Raw genomic sequence first — 26,011 nt, forward strand, 5'->3', positions numbered from 1 at the left:
TATGTTGTTTCTTGCCATCAGACAAATCCTTTCTAGACCCCAACAGTCGATCCTCACACTCATCGGAATTATTCTAGGAACGGCTGGATACATTGTATTTTCAGGAATTATGCTTGGGTTTCAAGCTGTGATCACAGATCAACTTGTGAATTCGGACGGACAAATTAAGATTTCTCCTAAAGACGAATTGGTTACGGAACGAACCTTTGAAGATGTTTTTTTTCAAGGCAAAACAGTTCGTTGGTTGTCTCCTCCATCCGGAAGGACTGATAATTCTCGATTAACAAATGTTCTTGGATGGATGGATAAACTTTCGAATGACCATAGAGTTGTTTCCTTTGCACCTCAACTAACAAAAGAAGTTATTTTTGTAAATGGTAAGTCAACGGCACCTGCAAGGTTTGTCGGTGTTGATCCTAATATCCAACCTAAAGTTACAAACTTAAGTGATTATATTGTGGAAGGAAAACTTTCAGATTTGTCTCGCGGAACCTCCCTTGCCATTATGGGAGAAGGTGTACTTAATAAATTAGGGGCAAAAATTGGCGATACCATTTCTGTATACATTCCTGGAACCGATTTAATTCCGGTGAAAGTGGTAGGTATTTTGAGTACGGGAAATCGTTTGGTTGATGAAGTTACCGTTTACTCTTCCTTATCTACTGTTCAAAGTATCACAAAATCCAGTGGGGAAATTTCACAAATCATTGTGAAAATTAAAGACATTCGAGCCGCTGCGCAAATTGCGGAGGATTGGCGGTACTTTAGCAAAGACAAGGTGGAGAGTTGGGACGAAGTAAATGCAAGTATTCTTCAGGTTTTTAGAACACAGGATATTGTTCGTAACTCAACAACGTTTACAATTATTCTCGTCGTTGCTTTCGGTATTTATAATATTCTGAATATGGTTGTAAACCAAAAGAAAAAGGAAGTGGCCATCCTTCGGTCGATTGGTTTTGATGAAAAGGATACCATCCAATTATTTATATTCCAAGGATTGTTTTTGGGAACCTTAGGTGCTGTGATTGGAATTTTTGTAGGGCTTCTTGGTTGTTATTATATAGATGGTATTCCCATTGGAGATCCAAAACACAATTCAAAAGCGCTAATGAAAACTATGATGATTTCCTGGGACTTAATGATATATATAAAAGGTTTTTTCATTGCCGTTCTTAGTGCATCTATCGCAAGTTATATTCCTGCGCGTATGGCAAGTCGTCTTTCTCCTGTGGATATCATTCGAGGAGCTACATAAATGTTTGGAATTGAGGCAAAAAATATTTTTAAATCCTTTGGAGAACCTCCCCAAGAAGTATTAAAGAATGTTTCTTTGGAGATAGCGGTTGGAGATTTCGTTGCTCTCACAGGAAAATCTGGATCTGGTAAATCAACCTTATTATACATTGTGAGTGGACTTGACAATCCGACTAGTGGTGACGTTCAATTGAATGGAAGTTCACTTGTTGGAATGGGAAGTGCAGAGATCCATAGATTGAGAAATTTATCCATTGGCTTTGTTTTCCAGTTTCATTATTTACTTCCTGAACTTACAGGGCTTGAAAATATCACCATGCCTGCCAGAAAAACCGGCCAACATAAGGCGATTGAGGAGTATGCCCTCCATCTTATGGAAAGTTTTTCAGTTTTACATTGTAAGGATAAGTTTCCAAGTCAAATGTCAGGTGGGGAAGGCCAAAGGGTTGCGATTGCTAGAGCCCTAGTACAGAAACCAAAGTTCCTCTTTGCTGATGAACCGACTGGTAACCTAGATACAGCAAACGGCGATAAGGTGATGGAGATATTTAAACGAATCAATCAAGTAGATGGCACTACCATTCTCTTTGTTACGCATGATCCTGATTATGCGGGACTTGCGAGTCGCCGTGTCCATATGATTGATGGTAAAATCGCAGAAATTTCTTAAAAAATCTGTTATATTGGTTTAAATTCGATTCTATAGCAGATATTTTCCAAAAAAAATGATGAATTCGAACGTTCCTCACCGACCTTGGTAGAAGATATGTTTGAACACTTTGAAACTGACGCCATCCGCATCCAAACCAAACGAACCGGGGAAAAAGAACATTCCACCCCGCTATTTTTAACTTCTAGTTTTGTTTTTGATGATGCGGAACATGCAAGGGCACTCTTTGCGGAGGAAGTTACCGGAAATCAATACACAAGGTTTTCCAATCCCAATACGACAGAACTCATAGATAAACTTTGTTCTTTGGAACATACTGAAGATGGAATCGCTACAGCATCAGGGATGTCCGCTGTGTTTACATCTGTGTTTGGACTTATCAAATCAGGTGATCATATCGTATCAGCAAGGGCCATTTTTGGGTCAACTCATCAGATTTTTGCAAACATTCTCCCTCGTTTTGGTGTAACTACCACTTATGTTGATATCAACAAACCTGAGTTATGGGAAGCTGCTTTCCAAGAAAATACAAAAATCGTTTATATTGAAACTCCTTCCAATCCCGGTCTTGATATTGTAGACTTAGCATGGGTATCAGCGCTCTGTAAAAAGAAAAATGCCATCCTCATTGTAGACAATTGTTTTTGTTCCCCTTATATCCAAAGGCCCGCTGACTTCGGGGCAGATGTTGTAATTCATTCGGCTACCAAATATCTAGATGGCCAAGGGCGGGTCATTGCTGGGGTCATTTTAGGAAAAAAAGAATTCATCCAACCAATTCGATATATGGCTCGTAATACAGGACCATCTCTTTCTCCAATGAATGCATGGATTATATCCAAAAGTTTGGAAACACTTGCTGTAAGGATGGATAGACATTCTGAGAATGCAATGAAGTTAGCTGAGTTTTTGGAGCAATCGCCAGATGTGGAATTGGTTCGGTATCCTTTTTTACCGAAGGATCCAGGTTATGCGATCGCTAAAAAACAAATGAAAGCTGGTGGTGGTATTGTTTCCTTTGTGATCAAAGGGGGCATCGATCGAGCAAGGAAATTTTTAGACTCATTAAAGTGGTTTTCACTTACTGCGAATTTAGGGGATACAAGAACCACTGTAACTCATCCTACTTCGACAACACATTCCAAATTATCGGAAGCTGAAAGACTTGTAGTAGGAATCCTTCCTGGACTCATCCGTGTTTCTGTAGGTCTAGAACATATCGATGATATCATTGAGGAAGTGAAACAGGCACTTTCAAACTCAAAGTAAATAACATATAACGAGAGTTCTTTTTTTCAGAAAGGGACTCTTGTAATAACTCTTTAGATTGTTTAGAGAGTTGATTTTCTTTTTCACGTAACTCTTCTTCAAAACTCCGGACATACTGTTCGTCTGGATCTACCTCAATTTCCCATAAAAATTCTTGAATCGTTTTTTGTTTTGGTTCGTATTCAAAACGCACCACATGGGATCCTAGTGGTTTGATTCTGGTATCAAAGTATTCTTCGGTTAATCTCGTATTGACAAATCTACCAATGACAGATTCTTCAAGGAGGATTCGTGAAGCTTTTTTTTGGATAGCATAAAAACGTAAGTAGATTTTGGGAACGATGTAAGTGGGGAAATCATGACCAACACTCAAGGATTTCAGTTCCGCTTGGATTTGGAAAATTCCATTTTTTTCTGTCACACTCCAGGTAGGCCGAACTGAATTTTGGACAAAGGTTTTATCATGGATTCCCTTCCAGGAGTGCTCCCGATCTGGCATATGGCAATTCTGACACTGGATTCCCTCTTTTGCAAAAGGACTATTTTCCCATTCAGAATAAACTTCCATCAACTTTTTCCCGCCCAGTTTGATCCCTGTTTCTTTGCTCGTATGACATGACTTACAAAATTCAGAAGATTCAAATTCCTTTTTCGCAATGTATCCGTTATGTGGTAAATTTTTTACAGGATATTCTTTTGTCTGGTTAATTCTTTTTGGCGGGCCGAACCGAACTTGATTTCGAATATGGCAAGAGGCACAGAGAATTGATGGATTAGAAATTCCATCTGGAAAGTTATGAGATTTAGAATTTAGAATTCCAGGAGTTTGGTATTCAATCGAAAGTTCTGATTTTGTTTCTGCCAATGGTGAATGGCATTGAAAACAAGATTGGTATTCCTTAGAAGATAAAACTTCCTTCTGCCATAAAAAACCTTTGCTGATCGATTTAGCATGATGGCTTTTTTCCCAATTTTGAAACTGATCTTTATGACATGACCCACATGCATTTGGATCCAAGTTTTTTTCAAGCGCAGAGAAGTGTAATGGGGGTTGCCCCTGTTCCGAAATCGAATGATTCCAATGAGACTCAATAAAGTTTTCGTCCAAACAACTTACAAACATTGTCATTAAGAGAAAAATGTTTGTAAGTTGGAATCTTTCGAATGGCATGTCGTAGATTTTATCTAAGGGATTATCCGCCGCAAGCATTTCCTCCACCGCCACTAGGCGAGCCACCGCCACCCGAAGATCCTGAAGAGGAGGTCCCTCTTAAGAAACCTTTGTCTTCGGTTCTCAGTTTATTCGCTGTTTTAGAATACTGTCTGGATACATCTAACTGGTAATTGGGAACATTCGCATCCGCATTGGAGGAATTACTTTCCGAGAGGGTGGCGATATCAGTTCTCCAATAAGAAGCAGGTTGTGTGATTGCGCTCGGACTTGATCCAGAAGAAGGAGAGCGAAGACCAAGAGCACCGTATTGTTTCCAACCACCTTCATACAACCGCGTGGGTTTTCCTAGAATTTGGTGTAATACAAACCAAACAAGAGATCCTTTTGTTGCATCTTCGCCGTAAACATAAATTTGTTTGTTTGTCGGGTATCCAGTATTATTCAAATAGGTTTGTAACTGACTAAGGGATTTAAACTGAAAAGTGGTTCCATCATAAAGATCAGTTGGTACTAAATTTGTAGAAGACTTGATTCTTCCTTCATAAGTGGTAAGACAAGTATTCGATACAAATGTCGAATTTGTTTTGCTTGTACAATTGGCATATTTTGAACCAGATGCAGTTGAGTTGACTGTTCCCGTATACGATGCATTAGGTCTGCCATCGATAAGAAAAAAACCTTCTGAAGGGATTGGATCCACTTCTTCCAGGTTAGTATTTCCATTTTTAATGGCATGTATCAAATCTCCAATTGTGAGCTGCAAAATAGTTTGATCGCGGTAAAGATTTTTTATATTCCCTGCTCGATTACTATTGGTATAAGTGTAGGACGGAGTTGTAAAAAGACTATTCGCTGCTGTTAAATCTGCAATCGAGCCATTTAAAAGCGCTAATCTTTCTTTTGGAAATCCCCAATACAATAAGGAGTAATAAGCAAATGTTGCAGAGGATAGGTTTGCAAGGGAAGAGGTATCTTGGGCAAATACGATATAATCGATTACCGGATCGATTCCATAGATAGCAAAAAAATCTGAGATTTTTTTACCTTTGGGCACTACTCCATCAATTGATAATACACCATCATCTCTCGTATCGGCTAACAAATCTGATAAATTTGGAATTGGGTACGCAAATGTTTGTTTTCCATCAAAAAATACATAACGTCCGCTAGATCCAGAAGTCTGAATTTGAAAAACAACTAAATTCCCAACAACGCCAGAAGGACGATTGTTTGTCCAATTTGATAGGTAACGAGAAAGTTTTGATGAAGTAATCAATCCGCTTTCGTTCGCGTTAAAATCTGAATTGGATAGGGTGGCCAATTCCGCAGGAGAATAAATTCGGAATAAAAATGGAGTTAGATCTAGTTTCAAACTTTGTGGAAGAAACAGATATTCCGGTTGGCCTTTGCAACTTATTATCTGGATAAATAGTAGACTGAGTATTGTTAAGTAATTAAATTTCATGGTTAGACCTCAAAGATTGTATGGGAGAGTTACGGCAAATCCCACGGTTTTTAACCTTGCGGTGTTGTATCCTGCGATTGTTTCTGAATAGAAAAGCGTATAAAAGTTTCCGAAACTATCTGAATAACTTAAACCCACTTCAGCATTATGGAAACTTTCTTTTCTACCCCATGCTGGTCGTTCATTTTGTACATAATAATCATAAGGATTGATTCCATACACTGAAGGTTGTGGGTAACGAACCATATTGAGCGGTGGTTGTTGCCTTGGGTCAGCGTAGGCATAACCACCTTGTCCCACTTGTCCGCGAAGACCTACCGTTAAGAACACTGACTCAAAGAACCGTTTGTAAATTGCAGAATAATAGAAAATGTCATCAGGAACAGGATTTTCTCTTTTCCTATAAGAGAATTCTCCTAAGGAACCGAGACCCCAAATTCCAAAATCTTTCGCCAAGTAAAGATTCACCTCACCTCCGTTAGCACCGTCACCGAGGGATTGAGGGTTGCGATCATAATCTCCACGTTTGATTCCTCCCACACGAAGGGATATGGTTGGCATCCATCGGTATTTAGAGTCAAACTCATCTAAAATTTTATAACGAAGTCCAAACCGAGTGTCCATAAATCCATATTTATCGGGAACATCAGGTGTTTGTTGTAAACCCAAATAACGATTGAATATTCTATGGCGGCCTAACTTACCAAATCCAATAGTTAAATCAGCCGTAAGTCTATCTGTGATACCATATTCTAATGCTAAGTTTGCGACCGATAAACGAACGTTATCGTCATACTTTGCTTTTTGGCCAGCTAAAAATGCGCTATCATATTCAGAGTGAATGAAAACTGGGCGCACCCAAAGTTGTCTTTCATAGGGAGCCCATGCTTGTTGGGCATAAACACTTGGCGCAAAAAAAATGGATAAAAATGATATTTTTTTTATAAAGTTATAGAAAGATTTCATCGTTTATTCCTTCTTTTTTTCTGGAAGTTTTACGTTGAATCTAACTTGAACAAAATACTCGAGTGCTTGTAGTTGTTCTTCGGTAAGTTTTCCTGCAAAATCAGGGAGATTGACTCTTCTTTTTTCTGTATTTGGTAAACTTCCTTGTAAGTATTCCAATCGTTCTTCTTGTTCAACTAACTTTACATTGGTTTGTTTTTCCAGGCTTAAGTCTTGGTTGTAGACTGCCTTTCCTAAGTGGTATTTCTCTCTATCTTGGCCTTGAGGAATGTTGGCAATGCCACCGCCTCCAATTCCGCCCGATGCCTGTAATCCTGTGAAGAAAAGTAGGCCAGTGATTAAAAATTTGATTAAGTTCTTCATATAACTTTCCCTGTTCATTCGATTTATTTATTTTGAAGAGAGGGATGTTGGATCATTCCTCTCTTGTTTTCAATTGGTTTTATCGTTTGTAAGCTTTGTCTTCTTCCACAATCTTTCTTGAAGTTGTTGCGAAAGTGTTTAGATTTGTAGGCAAAGTTGCATCCACATCGCCAGCTACGTTATAAGTAATGACTTCCGATAGTTCCGGTAGATCTGTGCGAAATGGAGAATCAGACGGTAATTTTGGAGCTGGTCCACCTCCTGTTAGGCTACCCCATTCAATCCAACTTCCGTCGTAATAAGTAGAAGGGTATCCAAGGATTGCGATATAGGAAAATCCAGTCACCTGTGATCTGTTATTGGTTCGGCAAAGTTGGATCGCAGTTTGACCAATTTGGTAACCTTTTCCATCATAATATGTTTTTAGATCTGCTTTGGATTTGAATCTAAATTCTGTGTCCAATAGGTCTGTCCATCGAACTTCTTTCGCACCTTTAATACGACCTTCGAATCCAACATATTTTCCTGAAACTTCAGATGTTGTACTTCGAACTACGCCATTGTATTCATTGCTGCTTCCTGAAGATGACCTCGCATCTGAAATAAATACACTAGAGGTAAGACCGGCAATTGATACGTTATTAGGATCCTTTACTGCTTTAATAACATCTTCAACTGGCAACATTAGGATAGTATTGTCGACTCGAAGAGATTTCACCGAATAACGGTTCGTATAACTTGGAGGGGCGTTAGTGGTTGAACTGAAAGGAACAAAGTTTCCATCACTCACTGTGAGTCTAGGTAACGTTCCGTTTAAAAACGCAAGATTTTTGTGATCAAAACCCCAGTATCGAAAAGTATAAAATCCACGTAAAGTTCCCTGTACATGACTGCTTGCATTGGCAGATGAAACAAATACAACGAGGTCATTGTTTGGATCAATTCCGTAGCGATTGAGGATGGCATCAACTTTTGTTCCATTTGCGATGATGGAAACAGTGTCACTAAGTCCGCTGCTTCGTTTTTGACTGAATCCATCACCTCCATCAAGAGCACTTGCTCCATCAGCAAAGGTAAAGGAATACACAAAAACATCAATGCCATTACCACCAATGTATTCTTTTCCAACTGTAGCACTGGCACCGTTTTGTAAGATAACAAGTTTACCATTGATGCCTGCAGGTTTAGTGCCCGCCCAATTGTTTACCCACTTACCCAAAGTGGAAGGAGTGATGAGGCCGTATTCGTTAAGATTATAATCATCATTCGATTCTTTAGCTAATTCAGCAGCAGTGTTGACCTTAATTCCTGAAGAGAGGGCAAGGGCTGCTAAGAGTAAACTCTCGGTATCATTGTTTCTGTTGGCTCCCCCGCAGGCTCCGATGAACCCCGCGGTAATAAGAGCAATCAGCTTGTAAAGTAGATTGGTTTTCATTTGTTAATCCTTAGATTTTATTCCTGTTTCCCTTCTGTAGGGGTTGCACCAGAAGAGAGAAACAAGGTAAGGTCAGTCTTTTGATGGAATAGGAAATGAAAAACAGAATATCTTATATATTGGATATAAAATCTCATATAACGTGCAATATATTATCACGATGTACAGTCTCTTGCCCGGTTTCTCTTCTTGGCTCCTCCTAATCCTGGATTGATTTTGTTTTTTAACGGGCTTTTTTGGAAGCAATCCAAAGGAATTTGGATTCTTCGATGAAATCATTTTCTATAGATTCTAATTCTGCTATGGGAAAAAAAGCACTGTCGGAAGGTTCCAAAACTAATTCTTTGGTTTTGAGTTTAATCCGAGATCGCCCTTGGACTTGATAAATTTTGATATCGAATGCGGTTGGCAAATGGCTAAATTGTGAAACTTTACCAACTGTTAGTTTCCACTCCACGATACTCAAACGGTCTCTTTCTTCTTGGTAAAAAACGCGCGATTCTGCTATATTTTTCGCAGAAATCCAACGTTTCCCTTCATTTGCACCGATGAAACGCGGGGATTGAGCAAACAAATCAGGAATCATTTCACCGATGGGAATACGAAGTGATTTGGATAGTTTCCATAAAATTCCGATACTCGGAGTTGTTTTTCCAGATTCAATGAGTCCTAACATTCCTCGACTAACGGTTGAAAGTTGTGATAGTTTTTCCATTGATAAACCCAGCTCCAACCTTCGCCTTTTTAAGGTTTCTCCAAGAACAACCGTCAGGACTTCATCGACATTTCTTTCGTTCTCAGTTGCGGCCGAAAAACTTTCCGTTTCTGTTTCCATACCCAATACTTCCCTTAGAGGCAATGTTTGATATATTGGATATGTTGTAAAGTAAAATGAATATTTGCTTGAAATGCCATAGGAGACAGATGAAGGAAAGGAAGGCTTCTAGAAGTAGAATGAAGTCTGGAATTTCATAAAAATAGGTAAATTCCATCCCTAACCTTGCGCGAGTTAGGTAGGATAACTGGGGAATAGCGATTAAAATCCAAGGAGTTATGCTATTTGATTTTCCGGTAACCAAAAGAGGAAGCAGGATGAGAAAATACCAAGGATTATAAACTGGGAGGAGGGTAAGTAAAAGATAACTAAATAAAAAGTAGAAATCAAACCTTTCCAAAATTGATTGAAACTTACTCAGGCGGTTCTTTGTCTTTAGGGAGATAAATACGTAAATGGTAATCGTTATGAAATGTAGCAAAAAAGGAAAAGTTTTTAGATCTACGGTTCCTAGTATTCTCCAAAATGGTTCGTAAAATTGGTTAAATTTAAAACTAACGCCAAATCTAAATAAGTTGGTAACCCCAAAATCGATTGTATCGGGGAAAAAGACATAGTAAATCAGGTAGAAAATAAAAAATCCAAAGGAAAAAGATATAATGGCTTTGGTCCATTGAATCCAATCAATTTTCCATTGTTCGTATTTCACCCTCCTCATGGTGTAGAGGGAATATATCATAGAAAAAACTTTAATATGAACTAAAAGACCTAAAACAAAACTAGAAAGGATGATCCTTTTATTTTTTAGAAAACTTAAGTAGATCCAAGCAAGTGATAGAATCAAAATTTCAAAGTGAAAATTAATATAAATTTCTTTAATAAGGACCGGAAATAACCAATACAATAGATGAGCTTTACTAAACTTTCCTTTCGAAAAAAATAAAATACTCGAAGTTTCTAAGAATAGATAAGATAGTTTTAAAAAAATTCCCGAAAAACCTACAGAAAATAAGGCAAAAAAGAATAAAACAAAAGGGCTGTAGATCGTTGTCCAATCGGGATGATTGATTTGGGATAGAACTTGTGTTTCTGTTTCGCTCAGATCAGTTCTTTGAAAGTATTGTAAGGGAGGCATTTCGTAAGGAGATTCTCCATTTCGAATTAAATTTCCTTCCCATAAATATCTCGACCAATCATCTTCCCATAAGGGAGGAAGAAAAATACATAAGACTCGGATTCCAAATCCTATGATCAGAATTTGACTTCTGTATTTTTTAAAAAAGTTTTTGGAGAAGGTTACCATCCAAAGAAAGAGAATGGTAACCAAAAAGAAAAGTGAGAATAAAACCCATTGTAACAATGTCGTATAACAAATTATTTATTGAAGTTTAGGTTATTACATCGTTCACAAATTTCCTCTGGAATGATTCCCAATTTCATAAGCAAACCAAAAGCAAAACAACCGGCACACCAACCCAAAAAAGATTCTAAAGAGGCAAAGAAAACTAAGGTCGCAAGGGTAATTTTGTACGCCAACGAATAACCAATGTTAAAGAATACAATCGCACTAAGGCTAAATAAAAAACCAATGAGTTGTGCAAATCGTTTGGGAGGTCCCGCAGTTCCTACAAAGGAAATTCCAAGCCAGGGAACAAGGTAACGGGAAGTAAAAAAGGCAAAGGGCTCAAACTTGGGGCCGTAACTAAGCCTTGCGGTGAATCCAAAAAGAAGTAATCCTAACACATAAGGATTGGGGAATAAGATAGCAATGACACCAAGGAATACGACTGTGGATGCAACAATCCTTGTGACATTTTCATTGACCACATCCGGATAATAACCAATTTTCATATTGCCCTCCATTTGCTTCCAAAATACGGAGAGGGTCATTCTAGGCAAGAAAAATTCGTTTTCTTGGATGAAATGTTTATTTTATTGACGGAAATTCGTCTTAGAAGATAAAGATTTTAGGAATCGGGAGGGTATCGCCATGAAAGTACTACGTGGATATGGGATTTATTTATTTTTTCTCTCTCTACTTTGGGCATTTTGGCTCCAACTCAGCGCAGGCCCAACAAAGGCTGTCTCCAAACCAAAAAAAGAGACAGCATGGTTTTTATCTGCTAGTGCCGCTCTCCAATTTTCCAAGTACACGATTCTTGACACTCGCACTACGGTGCAACGTTGGAAAAACAAAATTCCTGGTTCCAAAGTTCTCTCCTGGGAGGATCTGTCTCGTACGGATGCTCCTTATAAAGGAGAACTATTGGATTTGAAACTTGTTCGTAAAAAAATAAATGAACTAGGAATCAAACAAAATGAAATTATACTCGTGTTAGGTGATTCTTCTGCTGGTTGGGGAGAAGAGGGACGCCTTGTTTGGAGTCTGCGAGAATCGGGATTTCCTCAGTCTTATTGGTTGGATGGTGGATACACCGCCTATGAAAGAGAAATCCAAAAGAAACAAAAAGGAACGGATAACGTCTCGATTAGTCCAACCATTTTTGAAAACCAAACCAGCCAATCCTCCTCCATTTCAAAAGACGAAATTTTAAAAGGATTACCATCAAAACAGTACCAACTTTTAGATACAAGAGAGCCCAGAGAATTTTCTGGTGATACACCTTACGGCGAAACCAGGGGAGGTCATATCCCCGGTGCTAAATCAGCGTTTTATCAAAATTTATTTGATGCTAATGGATATATTAAATCCAAAGCTGAAGTGGACTTATATTTAAAACAATTGGGCATCCAGAAAGAGAAACCAATTGTTGCCTATTGTACAGGCGGTGTTCGATCCGCTTTTGTCGTTGGAATTCTCCGCACCTATGGATATAATGCTTATAACTATGCCGGATCCATGTGGGAATGGTCTCACGATCCGAAACTTCCGTTGGAAACTGGAAATTGAAACGAAACATTTACATTTCATTTTTTATATTCCTAGTTTTCGGAATTAGTATTTATCTCTACCGGAATCAGAGAGAAATTGCCATCGAACAGGTGTTCCTTGGCAAAATTTGGGCCAAACCAATCGAAAACCTCCCAAACTTAAAAGGTGTTGGGGCTCCCACTGCAAAAAACTGTGGAAGTTGTCATACAGAAATTTATGAAGAATGGAGTCGTTCCACTCATGCCAATGCACTCTCTGATATCCAATTCCAATCAGAGTTAGCAAAGCCGAGTTCTCCTAAATGGATTTGTTTGAACTGTCATATTCCTATACAAAATCAAAGAGAAACAATCATAACAGGACTTAAAAATGGAGATTATTTTCGACCAGTCGAAATTCCTAATCCAAATTTTAATCCAGAAATGAAAGCCGAAGGAGTCACTTGCGCTACCTGTCATGTTCGTGTTGATTCTGAATCTAAGGAAAGTTATGTAATTGGGGCTTTAGGTGGGACATCTCCCCCCCATCCAATCAAAATTGATCGTAAACAATTGCTGAATCGTTGTAACGATTGCCACAATGAAACATATACATTAAATGAATCGCTGGTTTGTTCCTTTCAAACAGGAACTGAATTAAGTGCAACAAATTCAAATCAATCTTGTTCTTCCTGTCACCAAAAGGAAGTTCGGCGATCCTTAGTGAAAGCATCCTTGCACAAACCAATACGACGATCTCATAAGCATGGATTTATTGGTGGAGGTGTTCCTAAAACTTTTGATTTATATCCAGATCAAATTCGATTGGGTTATCAACCGGGGATTGTTCTTTCCGAAATAAAAATAGAAAACAATAGAATTGAAGTTCATCTCACCAATTCCAATGCAGATCATCATGTGACTACGGGGGATCCTGAACGTTTTTATCGATTGATTCTTGTCGGGTTAGACAAAAAAGGAAAAGAGATTTTCAAAGCAGAGACTAAAATCGGACAAGAATGGTCCTGGTCTCCTGTGGCAAAAAAAGTGAGCGATCAACGAATTCCGTCTGGAAAAAGTTTTATTTGGAAACTAGATCAAGAACCATCTGATTTACCTATCGTATCCTATCGATTCCAAGCGGTTCATGTTCGTTTAAAAGACAGCACATCAGACTATATGATCCAATCGTCGGGATATCTTTCTTCTCCTAATAAAGAAAAGGTGGAAAAAATGAAGGATTTGTATCCACATAGTTCCTTGGTTTTAGAGTCATTGTATCAGAAAAAAACAAAATCTAGAATAGACACTTCTCTTGAAGAATTATTTAAAAGGAATGCTCTCAGAAAAGGTGAATGATGTTTTTTGCATCATTCCGGCACGAGACGAGGAAGCGGGTATAAAACGTGCGTTAACTGGACTTCTTTCGGGTTCTGGATTATCTCAATCTCAATTCATTGTGGTAAACAATGCATCTAAAGACCAAACTGCAAAGATTGTAAAACAAATGGGATTTTTATCGTTGGATTGCCCAGCAATTGGGTATGGAAATGCTTGTTTGGTGGCATTGGATTGGATCAAACAAGAAAAGTTAAAGCCTAAATTTATTTTGTTTTGTGATGCCGATGGTTCTGACGATCCTTCGGACATCCAAAAATTGGTCCAGGTGATTGAGGATACAGGTGCAGATTTAGTGATTGGGTCAAGAACCATTGGAGTTGTAGAAAAAGGTGCTCTTTCTCCTATTCAAATATTTGGGAATGCACTGACTTGTTTTTTAATACTCATTTTTTTTCGACGTAGGTTTACTGATATGGGACCACTTCGGATTATCAAGTATTCCTCAATTTTGCAATTGCAGATGGAGGACCCAACTTGGGGTTGGAATATTGAGATGCATGTAAAGGCTTTACAACTTGGATTTAATATTCGAGAAATTTCAGTCAACTATCGGAAGCGGTTTGCCGGTGTCTCGAAAATATCAGGAACCATTTCTATGTCGATACGCGTTGGGATCAAAATTTTATATACTTTTTTTCGGTTGTTAGTTTTTCGTGTCTACCATTAATCCACTTCCAAAATTTCTACTCTTTTTTCTTTATCCAATCTTATTATTGGTTTCAGCTCATTTTGGTAATAGAAATGACATTAGCATCATCCTAGTTGTTTCGATTGTTTTACCGTTATATTTTTATTTTTTATCTGATTTAGTTTTTTTGTTTGGTAAAAGATTTTATCTCTTCTTCCTTTATTGCTTTTTTTTACGAGTGGTTGTCGTTGGTTCTCAAGCGGTATGGAGCGATGATATCTATCGATATTTATTCGATGCAAAGTTATTTTTAAATGGGATTTCTCCCTACCATTTAACTCCAGCAGAGTTAGTGGGACTTGTGAAATCCCAAATCATTGGTTTGGAATTTTTAGTTTCGAAGATGAATAGTCCAGGTTACTATTCCGTCTATCCTTTGTTACTGCAGTGTTTTTTTTCTTTAGGAACTTTGTTTGGTTTAGTTTTGGGAAATATTTTTCTTGGTGTTCAAGTTTTACTCCTAATATTAGAGGTTTTAAATTTGTTTTTAATTCGAAAACTATACCCTAATAGTAAAAATTCCTCCTATTGGTTGTATTTTGGTAATCCCATTGTCATTCTGGAAGGAGTTTCTCAAATGCATCCAGAGGTTTTGTTAGTTACAGGATTTTTGTGTTTATTTCTTGCTCGGTCAACTAACTCTCGTTTTTTTTCTTTTTTTCTTCTAACCCAACTAAAATTCAATACATTTCTTTTTGCGCTTGGATTGCGATGGAATCAAGGTAGATGGCGCCTGTTGTTTCCAATCATAATCGTTTCCTTGATAATATGGAAACTCACGGTCTTTTCCGATTTTCTTTCACAAAGCAGTGCAGGCATCGGGCTCTTTTTTCATTCGTTCCGTTTTGCAGGTATTTTAGAGCCTATTTTTTATTCTATTTTGTATGCATTTGAAGGAGAGTATTTATCGGGGTTCGTATCATTTTTATCATTAGGCCTTCTCCTTTTACTAAATAAAAGATTTCATTTCTTTTTTTCATTAACACTCTCGAATCAATTTTTTATCCTTTATTCTTTGTTTCTTTTGTTTTCTCCTGTGGTTCATCCCTGGTATTGGATCCCTTGGTTTCTATTTATGATTGAAAAAAGAAATGAGGAAGTTCTTGTTTCATTTGTCTCTTTCATAGCTTTTTTATCTTATAGTTTGTATGTGGATCTTAATTTTATGTACATCCATTGGATGATTTCGATTTTAGTTTTAGGTTATTATGGAAACAAACAAATTAATTATCTTCGCAAAACAACCTGAATTAGGAAAAGTCAAAACACGACTTTCTGTTAGTATTGGCGAATATGAAACTTTAAAGATATACCGAGAATTATTGGAGATCACAAAGTCTGTGACTTCTAATATCGATGTGGACAAAGTTGTTTATTGGAACCATCTAACAAATATTTTGTTTAATGGGTTTGTGACTGGGTACCGGGCCGAAGTTCAGGAAGAGGGAGATCTTGGCTGGAAAATGGAAAGGGCCTTTCAAAAAGAATTCCAATCCAAACCAAATAAAATCCTGATCATTGGAACGGATTGCCCATTTTTAACAAAAGAGATCATCCTTAATGCATACCAAAGTTTAGAGCAATCGGATTTTGTAATTGGACCGGCCCGTGATGGAGGTTATTATTTACTAGGGATGAAAGAGTTTTCTCCTTATCTCTTCCATTCGATTCCTTGGAGCACAAAAGATGTCTTATCGCTTACAATGAATGTGATTCAAAACCATAACAAAACGGTTACTCTTCTGGAAGAATTGTATGATATTGATGCTATCGATGATTTGAAGTATTGGAAAGGTCAAAATTAGGGGATTTGTTGAATTTTAATTTCTACTCTTCTATTGAGTGTTTGGTGCTCTTTTGTTTTGTTTGCTAATTTGGAGTTCCCATAGAAAAGTCTCCTAATTTGGTTCTCTTCAACAAAATGAATTAAAAAAAAACGTTCCACTTCTAAAGACCTTTTTTCGCTGATAACCAGATCTTCTTTTGATGTTTTTCCTTCATTCGCATGTGCATGAATGTAAACTTCATAATTTCTGTTCTGGTTTAAAAAATCTGCTGCGGTTTGTAAACGAGCTAAATCCGATTTAGAGATTTTAAAAGATAACTTTGTAAAGTATACAGAAAAGTTCTTATCATCATTAGCTATTTCTGTCTTTTTATAGGGATTTTCGAAGACATAACCTTCCTGTGCTACCAACCTTTCCTGGAATATACAGTATTGAACGGTGTAAGTTAACAAAAGCAAACGAAGGCCCTTGTTCAGGAGTGGTTGGAGCATACTCTAATCATCGGAATGTTTTAAAAAATTCCATATGATAGATTTTAAAAATATGATTGAAATATGTCCCTTCCAATTATTTTTCAAAAGTAAGGTATGTAAATGAAACTAAAAGATTTGGCTGAACAATTAGGTGCAAGTTTCACTGGCTCAGGTGATTTAGAGATCAATGGAATCAAAGACTTGGAGCACCATACTCCCGTAGATCCAAATAGCATATATTATGTGGCTTCGAAAAAATACTTAGCTAAACACAAAAAAGCTTCTGATGTAAAAATTGCCCTCACTATTGACTCGTTAGCTTCACAGTTCCCAAACGCAATTATTATTCCCGAAGAGGGCTCTAAAGTAAAATTTATTCAAGTAGTATCCCTTTTTGAAAGAAAGCCAAAATATACAGCTTCCATCTCTGCAAAGGCAAGTATCCATCCCTCAGCCAAACTTGGTAAAGATGTAACTATTATGGATTTTGCAGTGATTCAGGAAAATGTAATCATTGGGGACAGGGCCGTGGTCTATCCAAATGTTGTTTTGGAATCAGGTGTGGAAATTGGAGAAGAAACGGTTTTAAAATCGGGAGTGATAGTCTATTATAATTGCAAATTAGGGAAACGAAATTTGATCCATTCTAATACCGTTATTGGGGCCGATGGTTTTGGCTTTTATGATTATGCTGGAGTTCGTTATAAAGTTCCTCAGATTGGAAACGTAATCATCGGTGACGAAGTAGAAATGGGAGCGCATTGTACGGTGGATCGTGCTGCCCTTGAGTCGACTACCATTGGAAGTTTTACAAAATTTGATGATCATGTGCATGTGGGTCATAACTGCCGTGTTGGCAATTATGTTTATATAGCTGGAGCTACCGTGCTTGCAGGTTCCGTGACCATTGAAGATGGATGTTTTCTTGCAGGCCAATCCGCTGTCGCAGAACACCTAACAATGAAAAAAGGATCTATTCTTATGGGTCTTTCTGGTCTTACCGAAGATTCAAAAGAAAAGACAGCTTACTTTGGGATTCCGGCTAGGCCTGCTTTGGAAATGCATAGAATCCACAGTTCCCTTCCGATGTTACCTGAAATATCTAAAGATTATTCGAAACGAAAGAAAGCGGAGTCTTAAAGTTTTAAGATTCCAAAATTTTCTTTAGAGAGTTTAAATTTGCAGTCATTTGTGATTTTAAATTCATTTTTACAAGGCCTTCGCTTAATTTAAAAAGGCCTTGTAATTCCATTTTGTCTGTTATTGTTAAATGACAATTCCCGTCGGAATTTTTGAATTCATAACGATCGGTGAATTTCATAGAATTCGAATGACAACTGGCAAGAATCAATTGGTTTTCGACAATTTCTTCTAGTTTATAGATTTCGGTCAGATTAAAAATCCCTAAATCAATTTGTATTTTATATTCATTTGATTTACCTGCCACTGCTTCGGAAGAAGATATACTCGAGTTATAAGCAGTTTGGTTTTGCATATTACAGACATAGGCAAATACTTCAGAGACTGGTTTTTTAATAACCGTTGATACGGTAGTTTCAATCATTTATTTTTTGGATTCTGAAATCCATTGTTTCCAAACATCGGGAACAAATCCGATGGTGGCACGTTTGCCGTCTCGAACAATCGGTGTTTTGAATAGAAGTGGATTTGTGAGTAGGGCCTCTTCTTTGTCGTATAACATGTATTTTAGATTTTTATCTTCGTAAACTTTGGATTCGGTATCTATCAAGTCATCCAAACGGACACTTCCTAAAATGGACCTAAGTTCCCCTTTGCTCATTTCTTTTTCTTGGAGATTGATAAACTGGAAAGCCACACGACGTTCTTGGAAGAACAACTGGGCCTTCTTAGAGTCTTTGCATTTTTTTGTTCCGAAAATTTGGAGGTTCATCCAAAAATAGACTTTTTGAAATCCTCTAAAAGAGGTTCTGTTCCAGACAACATCAATTCAATTTGATCTTTGTCTAAATCATACATCACATGGGCTTGCAGGTATAAAGTAAATTCTTCTGCAGAAACTTTTTTTGCATCGAAGTTTTCTTTTAGAAAGTTGTACCAAGCAGCAAGGATGACTTTTTGGTGAGCCAGTTCTTTGATACCAATGGTAATGATTTTAGAAGGTTTCATGTAATTTTCTTAAAGAATGATACTCTACCCAAGAGATCGTCAATCCAAAAACCGTTGAAACACTGAAAAATAAAGAACCCATGATCCGGAATTCATATCTAATCTTCGAAATGATTGTGCAGTGCTCACTGTGGCATCAATAATTCTTGTGTCATCAATAACTCCCACCTTTCCATCGGCGCGAATATAGAAACTTGAAGTTTCCCCATTATAGTTACCGCTAAATTTGTCTATGGCTACATGGTGGTATCCAAGTCCAATTTGAAGAAAGGTGTCTTCGTATAACCGACGATTGATGGCTGTTTCTAGTCGGTATGCGAGTCCACTCCCTCTGAGTCGCCCTCTTTGGTTAAAATACTGTGTATCTGGAGGTAGTTCTCCAATAGAATACCCACGGATATTCCAGTCTGCAGATGTAAAACCTAACCCGAGCCCATTTTCCCATTCCCAGTTCCTATAGATTGGCATGGTAAAGTAATACATTCCTAATACATGATAGGAATAAATTTCTGAACGCAGTTTTGTGTAGTATAAGTCACTTGTAACTTCTGTTAGATGTAGCATTTGCCAGTCATTTCGACCCACAATAAAACCTACTCGAGATCTGGAGTCCAAAAGGAACCGAACAAATCCTTCGTATAAATTCGAAGATTTCCCACCGCTTAAATTAACATCAGAAAAAACAAGTGGGTTAAAGGTAGATGAAAACTGTTTTAAATCTCCATCAAACCGGCCGGGAACTCTTTGTCCGGCACCGTAGCGCATTCCCACTTCGATTCCCGAGGGCTCCGCGCTTAAAGTACCGAAGGTTAGAGAAGAAATCATAAAAACCAGAAACGAAAGGATCACAATACATCTTGACATAACAATTTCATCCAATTTCGTGAGGAAGAACCAATATGGAAACACTCTTTCAAAACGGATCTAAGTTTAATCTGATTTTAGGATCGGACATCCTGAGCCCTTATTTCTATCTCATCCTCGTCGCCTCAGTTTATTTGAGCATTCGATTGGGATTCCCACAAATTCGTTTTCTCTTTCTTTCTCTTAAGATCCTTACAGGCAATATGGACTTCAAAGGTTCTAAGGGCCAGTTGGTTCATTCGCAAGCCTTCTTTGCAGGGATTGGGTCCTCCCTTCTTGCGGGTTCTGTCATTGGAACAGCCCTGGCCATCGCTTATGGTGGAATAGGCGTTCTTTTTTGGATTTGGGTGATGAGTTTGTTCGTGATGCCCATCCGTTTTGTTTCTTCGACTTTGGCTGTGAAGTTTCGGAACCAATTGCCGAGTGGACGTTACCTTTCCGGTCCTATGTACTTTATCGAAAAAGCCTTAAGGGCCAAGTGGCTTGCTGTGGCATTTTCCCTTGCGAGTATGGTGACCGTCCTCTTGTTTGGTGGGATTTTCCCTTTTGTCGGACTCACATACATCACAAAAGAAGGTTTGAATTTATCTGGACTTTCGGGCCCTATTTCCATTTCTGTCATTTTACTTTTTATCGTTATTGGCGGTGTTAGGCGAGTGGGGCGTGCTGCCTCTATCCTTGCTCCCATAGGAATCATCCTTTTTATCTTTGGTTACGTATCTCTTTTTTCTAATGGAATGATTTCCTTTTTTGGGTTTTTGTCTGATGTCACAAAAGAAGCTTTCTCCATCAAAGCATTGCAAGGTGGCGGGGCTTTTGGAATTTTACGTGCCCTTTCTGTTTCTTTGAGTACTTTCTTTTTGTCTACGGAAACTGCCGTCGGTAAGTCTTCTGGAATTGCAGGTGTAGTTCGGACTGATTATGCCGCAAAACAAGGGTTGGTGAGCATGCTTGCTTCCTTTTTTGAAGGTTTTGTTATGGCCACTCTTGTGGGTTTTGTTTTGTATTCTTACGGTGCGGTGAATTTAGATACCATCCTCTCTTTTCCAGATCGAATTTTGGAACAAAAAGAATCCTTATCTGCCATTTTATTTTTTGTATCCTTTCTTTGTTTTGGAATCTTAAGCCTTGCTGGTTGGTTCTATAGCGGGGAACAAAATGCATTCTATGTATTTGGAGAGAAGTTTTCCAATTTTTTCAGAATGTTGTTTATTGGTTCTACACTTGGGTTTTCCTACCTCTATGTAAAATACGGAATTGATGTACTTGTTGTTGTGATGCATTGGGGTTATATTGCTGCTGTCATTACAAGTGTACCACTCCTCGTTTCTTTGATGTTACTTGGAAAGTCTGCCAATTTGGAACTTAAAAAATACCTTTCCGAGTCGGGAGCACGGTATGAAATTTTCAAAGACATTTACCTTCTCTTTTTGACCTTACTTCCCAAAAACCTAATCTCAAAAATTTTCGGATACTTCTCCACTTTAAAGTTACCACGTTTTATGATGATTCCCATCTTAAAAGCCTTTGCTAAGGCTTATAAAATCAACTTAAGTGAAGCCGAATTGGAGATCAAAGAATACGCATCTTTAAATCAATTCTTTACTCGTGCACTTCGCGCGGAAGCAAGGATCATTGATTCGGCTGCCAATGCAGTTGTTTCTCCTACAGATTCCAAAATCACAAGTTTCGGTAATATTAACCAGTCCACCATCATCCAGGCCAAAGGGATTGATTACTCCGTAAAAGAGCTGTTAGGTTCTGAGAAATATTACCCGCACTTCACAAACGGAAAATACATTACCTTCTATTTATCACCACAGGATTACCATCGCATCCATAGCCCTTTTGCTGGCCAAATTTTAGGTTATTATTATGAACCAGGGAAATTATTTCCTGTGAATGATTTGGCGGTTCTCAATATTCGCGGACTTTTTCCAAAAAATGAAAGGCTTATCACCTTCTTGCAGACAGAATACGGAAAAATCGCTGTGATCAAAGTAGGGGCCTCCAACGTAGGAAAGATTCGTGTGACTTATGACAATAAAATTGTCACAAACAATTGGATTCGTTTTGCGAAGGAACACCATTATAAAGATGTTTCGATTATGATTGACAAAGGCTCAGAGCTCGGTCGTTTCGAAATGGGTTCAACGGTCATTCTTGTTTTCGAAAACGATACCATTGATTTGACAAACATAGCCCTCGGTGACAAAATTCAGTATGGAACCACCGTTGGAAATTTTCGCTCCAAAACGACAAAATTACCGGTGAAAGCATAAAATGCCAAATTCCCAACTTGCCACCTTTCCGAAAGAAATCTCTTTTGATGATGATTCCCTCTATATCGAGTGGAAGGATGGCCACGGTTCCAAGTATTCTCTCCTCGACCTTCGTAAAAAATGCCCTTGTGCCACTTGTCGTGGGGGACATGGGGGGAGTGTGGGGCAGGCAACGGGTCACATCGAGTCTATCAAACTCCTTTCTTGGACCAAAGTGGGTCGTTATGCGATTTCGATCGTTTGGAGTGACTACCACAATACGGGAATTTACTCTTATGACAATCTTCGCGCCTATTCGGATGGACTTTCTAGTGCTTTTGACTAGTCCGCTTACTTTTTGTCAATTGAGAAAAAAACTGAGTGACAAAAAGATTCATATTATGTCTCATTATCCTAAGTTTTTCCGGAGATAAAAGGGTATGGGTGAAGGTTCACTCTCACAAGACGAGATAGACGCATTACTACAAGGTGCGGATGATACATTCGACCTCTCTTCCTTAAGTGGCGCCGCAAGTTCGTCATCGGACAACCTATCCCCTATTGACCGCGATATTATATCCGATGTGATCGGCTCTGCATTCCAGGTGGCGGGGAACACACTTGGCACGATCTTAGCAAAAAACACTCGTTTTATGAACCCTGCCACCGAATCGAGCTCCTCTACCGATGTCCAAAAGGAACTCGGAACCAAATCCGTTAGTTTGTTTTCAACGATTAGCGGTAGTTTGGCGGGTCGAGCTTGCCTTATTATGGCTCAAGAGAACGCCGCAAAAATTGCTGGTGTGATGATGGGAGGGATGACTCCTCCTGGACAATTAGATAACGCTCAGCTCCAAACTCTAAAAGATTCCTTGGCTCCGATCCTCGGAACGGTTACCGCTCAAATTGGAATGAAACTTGGTGGCACCATGTCAGGTAGCCCACCTGAGATTGCTCTAGTTAATTCTGGTCGTGATTTACAACTGCCAGATGATAGTAGTTTGGTGAAGACAGCTCTCAGTTTGAATATTGATGGGGTCGGTTCTTTTAAAGTATACTATGTAATTTCTCTCTCTATGGCGAATTCCATATTGGATATTCAAAAGGGGGGAGGCCAAAAACAACAACAACAGTCCGGCGGAATGAACGTCAACATGCAACCCAATATGGGAATGGGCGGTCAAGGTTCTGTTGGGATCAAAGGCGTTAATTTTCCTTCTCTTGCGACTGCCGGCGGTGGGCCTGGACAAACCAATCTCAACTTGCTGATGGACGTACAAATGGCACTGACGGTGGAACTTGGTCGAACCAAAATGTACATTAAGGATATTTTGGGACTTGGAGAAGGTTCCATCATCGAGTTAGACAAGTTAGCTGGGGAACCAGTAGATTTACTGGTCAACGGCAAACTCATTGCCAAAGGTGAGGTTGTGGTCATCGATGAAAACTTCGGTGTTCGTGTTACCGATATCGTAAGTCCTACAGACCGACTCAAAGGCGAAAAATGATCCATTTAGGTAAGAGAGTTCAAAAACAAAAGGGGCAAGTTATGTACTTTTGCTTAGCCCTAGTATTTTTTGTATCCCCTCTTTTTTCCCAAAATGTGGAAACGAAAGAACTCGATCAAATCCTTCGCCAAGAGTTAGGGGAATCCAAAACCAAGCCGGCAGATGCCAATAATTCCAGTACAGTACCGAAATTTGAAGGATCCTCTAATACTAACAAAACGAATGCGGACGAAGCTGACAAAGTTTCCCAAGAGCCAAATCTCATCCAGGAAAGATATGCAGAAAATCCGGATGATTCTCCTTCTGCCACTTGGATTTTACTAAAGATTTTATTTATTTTGGCCATCCTTGTGGGTGCCGGTTATTACCTCATCTTACAAATGCAAAAATCAAAATCGGCAAAGTATCCTGTGAAAGGATTTATGAAGGTTTTGTCTAGCCTCTCCCTTTCGGCAACCCAATCGGTACAAATTGTAGAAGTGGGTGGGCGTACTCTTGTGTTAGGTGTTGCTGATGGATCTGTGAGTTTACTGACAGAAGTGACTGCGCCTGATGAAAAATCGCAGATCCAAAAGATGAAAGAGGAAGCAGACCCTTATGTTCCGAACTTCTTAGAAACAGTGCTTGAAAGTTTACAATCCAAAGCACAAAGAAAAATTCGAATCAACCCATCCAAAATGGAAAGTTTGGAATTTGATGGTGCTGCGGAAATCCAAAGAAAGGCCAAAGAAGGCCTTGCTCGACTTCGCAAACACAGAGAATTGTTAGAGGGAGGGGAATCGTGAAATTGCGTTTTTTTTCCTTCCTTAAGAGACATAAATCTATTATTTTTCTCATAAGTATTTTATTTCTCATCACGGCTGGTGGGTTTACGGGTCTTATGGCTCAGGATAAAGGAACAAGAATCCCTATTCCCAACTTGTCGTTTAACGTAAATGAGGCGAAGGGACCAAAAGACACAAGTCTTTCTCTGATGATCCTTTTTCTTGTGACCATTCTTTCTTTGGCTCCGGCCATTGTCATGAGTGTCACATCCTTCACAAAAGTTGTGATTGTATTTGATTTTGTGAGAAGGGCACTCTCACTCCAAAACTTACCACCAAACCAGGTGATGATGGGTCTTGCTCTTTTTGTCACTTTTTTCATTATGGCACCTACTATTGGTAAGGTGAATGATGAAGCATTACAACCCTACTTAAATGGGAAAATTGACCAAACTTCTTTTATGGAAGGGTCAATGAAACACTTACGTCAGTTTATGATTCGTCAACTCGGTCGGGATGGAACCAAAGACGTAGCATTGTTTTTAAAAATTGGCAAGGTGCAGAATGTGAAGTCCTTTGAGGACGTTCCTTCTTATGTTTTGGTTCCTGCTTTTATGTTAAGCGAAATCAAAAAAGCCTTTATCATCGGGATTTATATCTTCATTCCTTTTATTGTCATTGATTTGATCGTGGCTTCCGCACTCCTTGCTATGGGTTTTATGATGTTACCTCCGGTAATGATCTCCCTTCCTCTTAAACTCATTCTATTTATCTTAATTGATGGATGGAACTTACTCGTCCTTGAGCTTGTAAGGAGTTATAAATGACAGAAGTCGATGTAGTTAATTTACTTAGAGAAGCATTTATCGTGACTCTCAAAATTTCGAGTCCCATTTTAATTACGGCCCTAGTAGTAGGACTGATTGTTGGTATTTTACAAACCACCACTTCCATCCAAGAACCAACCATTGCTTTTGTTCCGAAACTGGTTTCTATTTTTGCCGTGATTGTTTTCTTTTCGGCTTGGATGGTGCGAGTGATGACAGACTACACTCGCGAAATTTTTTTTATGATAGAAAAGATATGATATGGAATCATTTGTTTTACACTTTCAATCTTTTCTTTTGGTTTTAGTTCGCTTACTCGGACTCTTCCTTGTGGCGCCTTTTTATTCTTCGGAATCGATCAATTTTTCACTTCGGATGATTTTTTCCTTTATGGTTTCTCTGATTGTTTACCCGGTAGTAGCGACTTATATGCCAAAAGTTCCTGGCCATATGATTAATTATGGAATACTCATTATTTCTGAGATGTTGATTGGAGTGTTTATTGGATTTCTCGTCTCACTGGTGTTTGCTGCCTTCCAGATGGCTGGGGAATTTTTTAACAACCAAATTGGTTTTGGGTATACGGAAATTTTAGATCCTGTCACTCAAAACTCACTTCCGGCCATTGGTACGATGAAAAACTTAATGGCAACAGCACTCTTTCTCGTGATTGGGGCACATAGGTTTCTCATTGAAACCATCGCTTATTCTTTTGAAAAGATTCGGATCATTTCTTTTACAGGGCAAGTGAATGCAGGATTGTACCGACTTATGGAAGAAGCGATCGGTGCCATGTTTGTTGTCGCTTTCAAAATTGCGCTTCCTGTGATGGGGATTTTGTTTTTGGTTTCTCTGGCAGAGGGCCTTATGGGAAAGGCCGCGCAACAAATGAATGTGATGTCTATGTCTTTTCCACTCAAAGTATTTATTGGAACACTCACTCTCATCGCAACCCTCACTTTTATTGCCACTCAAATGGTACAAGGAATCCAAATTTCTATGGATAAGGCAAGTTTACTCATCCGGGAGTGGCCAAGCCTATGAAAAA

General features: G+C 38.6%; 29 protein-coding genes. 16 read left to right on the forward strand and 13 right to left on the reverse strand.

The genetic code is table 11. From position 1 onward, the window contains the following. The first annotated feature begins 1 nt into the window (after position 1). From JWG40_RS01025 to JWG40_RS01035, 3 genes are all read left to right on the forward strand, one after another. On the forward strand, positions 2-1,255 hold the full coding sequence (locus JWG40_RS01025) for an ABC transporter permease (RefSeq protein WP_205284032.1): 1,254 nt from the start codon (positions 2-4) through the stop codon (positions 1,253-1,255). After that, positions 1,256-1,924 carry an ABC transporter ATP-binding protein gene (locus JWG40_RS01030; RefSeq protein WP_205284033.1) on the forward strand — a complete coding sequence of 223 codons (669 nt, stop codon included), beginning with the start codon at positions 1,256-1,258 and terminating at the stop codon, positions 1,922-1,924. A gap of 96 nt (positions 1,925-2,020) precedes the next feature. Next, positions 2,021-3,193, forward strand: coding sequence for a trans-sulfuration enzyme family protein (locus tag JWG40_RS01035; protein ID WP_205284034.1), 1,173 nt, complete (start codon positions 2,021-2,023; stop codon positions 3,191-3,193). On the opposite strand, the gene JWG40_RS01040 is transcribed toward JWG40_RS01035, so the two are convergent. From JWG40_RS01040 to JWG40_RS01075, 8 genes are all read right to left on the reverse strand, one after another. Beyond that, on the reverse strand, positions 3,153-4,430 hold the full coding sequence (locus tag JWG40_RS01040) for an ammonia-forming cytochrome c nitrite reductase subunit c552 (RefSeq protein ID WP_332470255.1): 1,278 nt from the start codon (positions 4,428-4,430) through the stop codon (positions 3,153-3,155). The two genes, JWG40_RS01035 and JWG40_RS01040, sit on opposite strands and share 41 nt — an antisense overlap. Continuing rightward, the gene (locus JWG40_RS01045) at positions 4,387-5,832 is read right to left on the reverse strand and encodes a rhodanese-like domain-containing protein (RefSeq protein ID WP_205284035.1); all 1,446 of its coding nucleotides are present in this window, start codon (positions 5,830-5,832) and stop codon (positions 4,387-4,389) included. Before JWG40_RS01045 ends, JWG40_RS01040 begins: the two co-directional genes overlap by 44 nt. 9 nt (positions 5,833-5,841) lie before the next feature. Beyond that, positions 5,842-6,798, reverse strand: coding sequence for a hypothetical protein (locus tag JWG40_RS01050; RefSeq protein WP_205284036.1), 957 nt, complete (start codon positions 6,796-6,798; stop codon positions 5,842-5,844). Between the two features lie 3 nt (positions 6,799-6,801). Then, complete coding sequence (locus JWG40_RS01055) at positions 6,802-7,161, reverse strand: hypothetical protein (protein WP_205284037.1); 360 nt, start codon at positions 7,159-7,161, stop codon at positions 6,802-6,804. Positions 7,162-7,240: 79 nt separating this feature from the next. Then, positions 7,241-8,596 carry a rhodanese gene (locus JWG40_RS01060; protein WP_205284038.1) on the reverse strand — a complete coding sequence of 452 codons (1,356 nt, stop codon included), beginning with the start codon at positions 8,594-8,596 and terminating at the stop codon, positions 7,241-7,243. 223 nt (positions 8,597-8,819) lie between these two features. Next, a complete protein-coding gene (locus tag JWG40_RS01065) occupies positions 8,820-9,431 on the reverse strand; it encodes a helix-turn-helix domain-containing protein (RefSeq protein ID WP_205284039.1) in 612 nt (203 codons plus the stop codon). After that, the gene (locus JWG40_RS01070) at positions 9,394-10,731 is read right to left on the reverse strand and encodes a hypothetical protein (protein WP_205284040.1); all 1,338 of its coding nucleotides are present in this window, start codon (positions 10,729-10,731) and stop codon (positions 9,394-9,396) included. Before JWG40_RS01070 ends, JWG40_RS01065 begins: the two co-directional genes overlap by 38 nt. 14 nt (positions 10,732-10,745) lie before the next feature. Further along, positions 10,746-11,222: a DUF4395 domain-containing protein gene (locus JWG40_RS01075; protein ID WP_205284041.1), complete on the reverse strand. Its 477-nt coding sequence runs from the start codon at positions 11,220-11,222 to the stop codon at positions 10,746-10,748. A gap of 139 nt (positions 11,223-11,361) precedes the next feature. On the opposite strand from JWG40_RS01075, the gene JWG40_RS01080 reads away from it, so the two are divergent. From JWG40_RS01080 to JWG40_RS01100, 5 genes are read left to right on the forward strand one after another with little or no spacing between them, the layout of a single operon-like run. Then, positions 11,362-12,282, forward strand: coding sequence for a sulfurtransferase (locus JWG40_RS01080; RefSeq protein WP_205284042.1), 921 nt, complete (start codon positions 11,362-11,364; stop codon positions 12,280-12,282). Beyond that, positions 12,240-13,601, forward strand: a complete 1,362-nt coding sequence (locus tag JWG40_RS01085) for a multiheme c-type cytochrome (protein WP_205284043.1) — start codon at positions 12,240-12,242, stop codon at positions 13,599-13,601. The genes JWG40_RS01080 and JWG40_RS01085 overlap by 43 nt, the downstream gene beginning before the upstream one ends. Further along, the gene (locus tag JWG40_RS01090) at positions 13,579-14,310 is read left to right on the forward strand and encodes a glycosyltransferase family 2 protein (protein ID WP_232369087.1); all 732 of its coding nucleotides are present in this window, start codon (positions 13,579-13,581) and stop codon (positions 14,308-14,310) included. The genes JWG40_RS01085 and JWG40_RS01090 overlap by 23 nt, the downstream gene beginning before the upstream one ends. After that, positions 14,297-15,580 (forward strand): MptA/MptB family glycosyltransferase, encoded by a 1,284-nt coding sequence (locus tag JWG40_RS01095; protein WP_205284044.1) that lies wholly within the window; start codon positions 14,297-14,299, stop codon positions 15,578-15,580. Before JWG40_RS01090 ends, JWG40_RS01095 begins: the two co-directional genes overlap by 14 nt. Further along, positions 15,540-16,136, forward strand: coding sequence for a TIGR04282 family arsenosugar biosynthesis glycosyltransferase (locus JWG40_RS01100; RefSeq protein WP_205284045.1), 597 nt, complete (start codon positions 15,540-15,542; stop codon positions 16,134-16,136). Before JWG40_RS01095 ends, JWG40_RS01100 begins: the two co-directional genes overlap by 41 nt. Here the strand turns inward: JWG40_RS01100 and JWG40_RS01105 are convergent. Further along, complete coding sequence (locus tag JWG40_RS01105; protein ID WP_205284046.1) at positions 16,133-16,609, reverse strand: OmpA family protein; 477 nt, start codon at positions 16,607-16,609, stop codon at positions 16,133-16,135. The two genes, JWG40_RS01100 and JWG40_RS01105, sit on opposite strands and share 4 nt — an antisense overlap. Before the next feature lie 102 nt (positions 16,610-16,711). Between JWG40_RS01105 and lpxD the strand changes: the two genes are divergently transcribed. After that, positions 16,712-17,731 carry a UDP-3-O-(3-hydroxymyristoyl)glucosamine N-acyltransferase gene (gene lpxD / locus JWG40_RS01110; protein ID WP_205284047.1) on the forward strand — a complete coding sequence of 340 codons (1,020 nt, stop codon included), beginning with the start codon at positions 16,712-16,714 and terminating at the stop codon, positions 17,729-17,731. 4 nt (positions 17,732-17,735) lie between these two features. Here the strand turns inward: lpxD and JWG40_RS01115 are convergent, their stop codons facing one another. From JWG40_RS01115 to JWG40_RS01130, 4 genes are read right to left on the reverse strand one after another with little or no spacing between them, the layout of a single operon-like run. Beyond that, complete coding sequence (locus JWG40_RS01115) at positions 17,736-18,155, reverse strand: SRPBCC family protein (protein WP_205284048.1); 420 nt, start codon at positions 18,153-18,155, stop codon at positions 17,736-17,738. Further along, complete coding sequence (locus JWG40_RS01120) at positions 18,156-18,503, reverse strand: arsenate reductase family protein (protein WP_205284049.1); 348 nt, start codon at positions 18,501-18,503, stop codon at positions 18,156-18,158. Beyond that, on the reverse strand, positions 18,500-18,739 hold the full coding sequence (locus tag JWG40_RS01125) for a hypothetical protein (RefSeq protein WP_002974937.1): 240 nt from the start codon (positions 18,737-18,739) through the stop codon (positions 18,500-18,502). The genes JWG40_RS01120 and JWG40_RS01125 overlap by 4 nt, the downstream gene beginning before the upstream one ends. Before the next feature lie 39 nt (positions 18,740-18,778). Next, positions 18,779-19,603 carry an LIC_11366 family protein gene (locus tag JWG40_RS01130; protein WP_205284050.1) on the reverse strand — a complete coding sequence of 275 codons (825 nt, stop codon included), beginning with the start codon at positions 19,601-19,603 and terminating at the stop codon, positions 18,779-18,781. Between the two features lie 35 nt (positions 19,604-19,638). Between JWG40_RS01130 and asd the strand changes: the two genes are divergently transcribed. The 7 genes from asd to fliR all read left to right on the forward strand — a co-directional run bounded on the left by asd (position 19,639) and on the right by fliR (position 26,007). Beyond that, complete coding sequence (asd, locus tag JWG40_RS01135; RefSeq protein WP_205284051.1) at positions 19,639-21,885, forward strand: archaetidylserine decarboxylase; 2,247 nt, start codon at positions 19,639-19,641, stop codon at positions 21,883-21,885. 1 nt (position 21,886) lies between these two features. Further along, positions 21,887-22,210 carry a DUF971 domain-containing protein gene (locus tag JWG40_RS01140; protein ID WP_205284052.1) on the forward strand — a complete coding sequence of 108 codons (324 nt, stop codon included), beginning with the start codon at positions 21,887-21,889 and terminating at the stop codon, positions 22,208-22,210. A gap of 94 nt (positions 22,211-22,304) precedes the next feature. Further along, on the forward strand, positions 22,305-23,372 hold the full coding sequence (gene fliN, locus JWG40_RS01145) for a flagellar motor switch protein FliN (protein ID WP_205284053.1): 1,068 nt from the start codon (positions 22,305-22,307) through the stop codon (positions 23,370-23,372). 41 nt (positions 23,373-23,413) lie between these two features. Next, on the forward strand, positions 23,414-24,157 hold the full coding sequence (locus tag JWG40_RS01150) for a FliO/MopB family protein (RefSeq protein ID WP_205284054.1): 744 nt from the start codon (positions 23,414-23,416) through the stop codon (positions 24,155-24,157). After that, positions 24,154-24,963: a flagellar type III secretion system pore protein FliP gene (gene fliP / locus JWG40_RS01155; protein ID WP_205284055.1), complete on the forward strand. Its 810-nt coding sequence runs from the start codon at positions 24,154-24,156 to the stop codon at positions 24,961-24,963. Before JWG40_RS01150 ends, fliP begins: the two co-directional genes overlap by 4 nt. Next, positions 24,960-25,223: a flagellar biosynthesis protein FliQ gene (gene fliQ / locus JWG40_RS01160; protein ID WP_002974890.1), complete on the forward strand. Its 264-nt coding sequence runs from the start codon at positions 24,960-24,962 to the stop codon at positions 25,221-25,223. The genes fliP and fliQ overlap by 4 nt, the downstream gene beginning before the upstream one ends. A gap of 1 nt (position 25,224) precedes the next feature. Next, entirely contained in the window at positions 25,225-26,007 is a 783-nt protein-coding gene (gene fliR / locus JWG40_RS01165) for a flagellar biosynthetic protein FliR (protein ID WP_205284056.1), read from the forward strand. The last annotated feature ends 4 nt before the right edge of the window (positions 26,008-26,011 follow it).

The organism is Leptospira abararensis, from assembly GCF_016918735.1.
GTDB lineage: Bacteria > Spirochaetota > Leptospiria > Leptospirales > Leptospiraceae > Leptospira_A > Leptospira_A abararensis.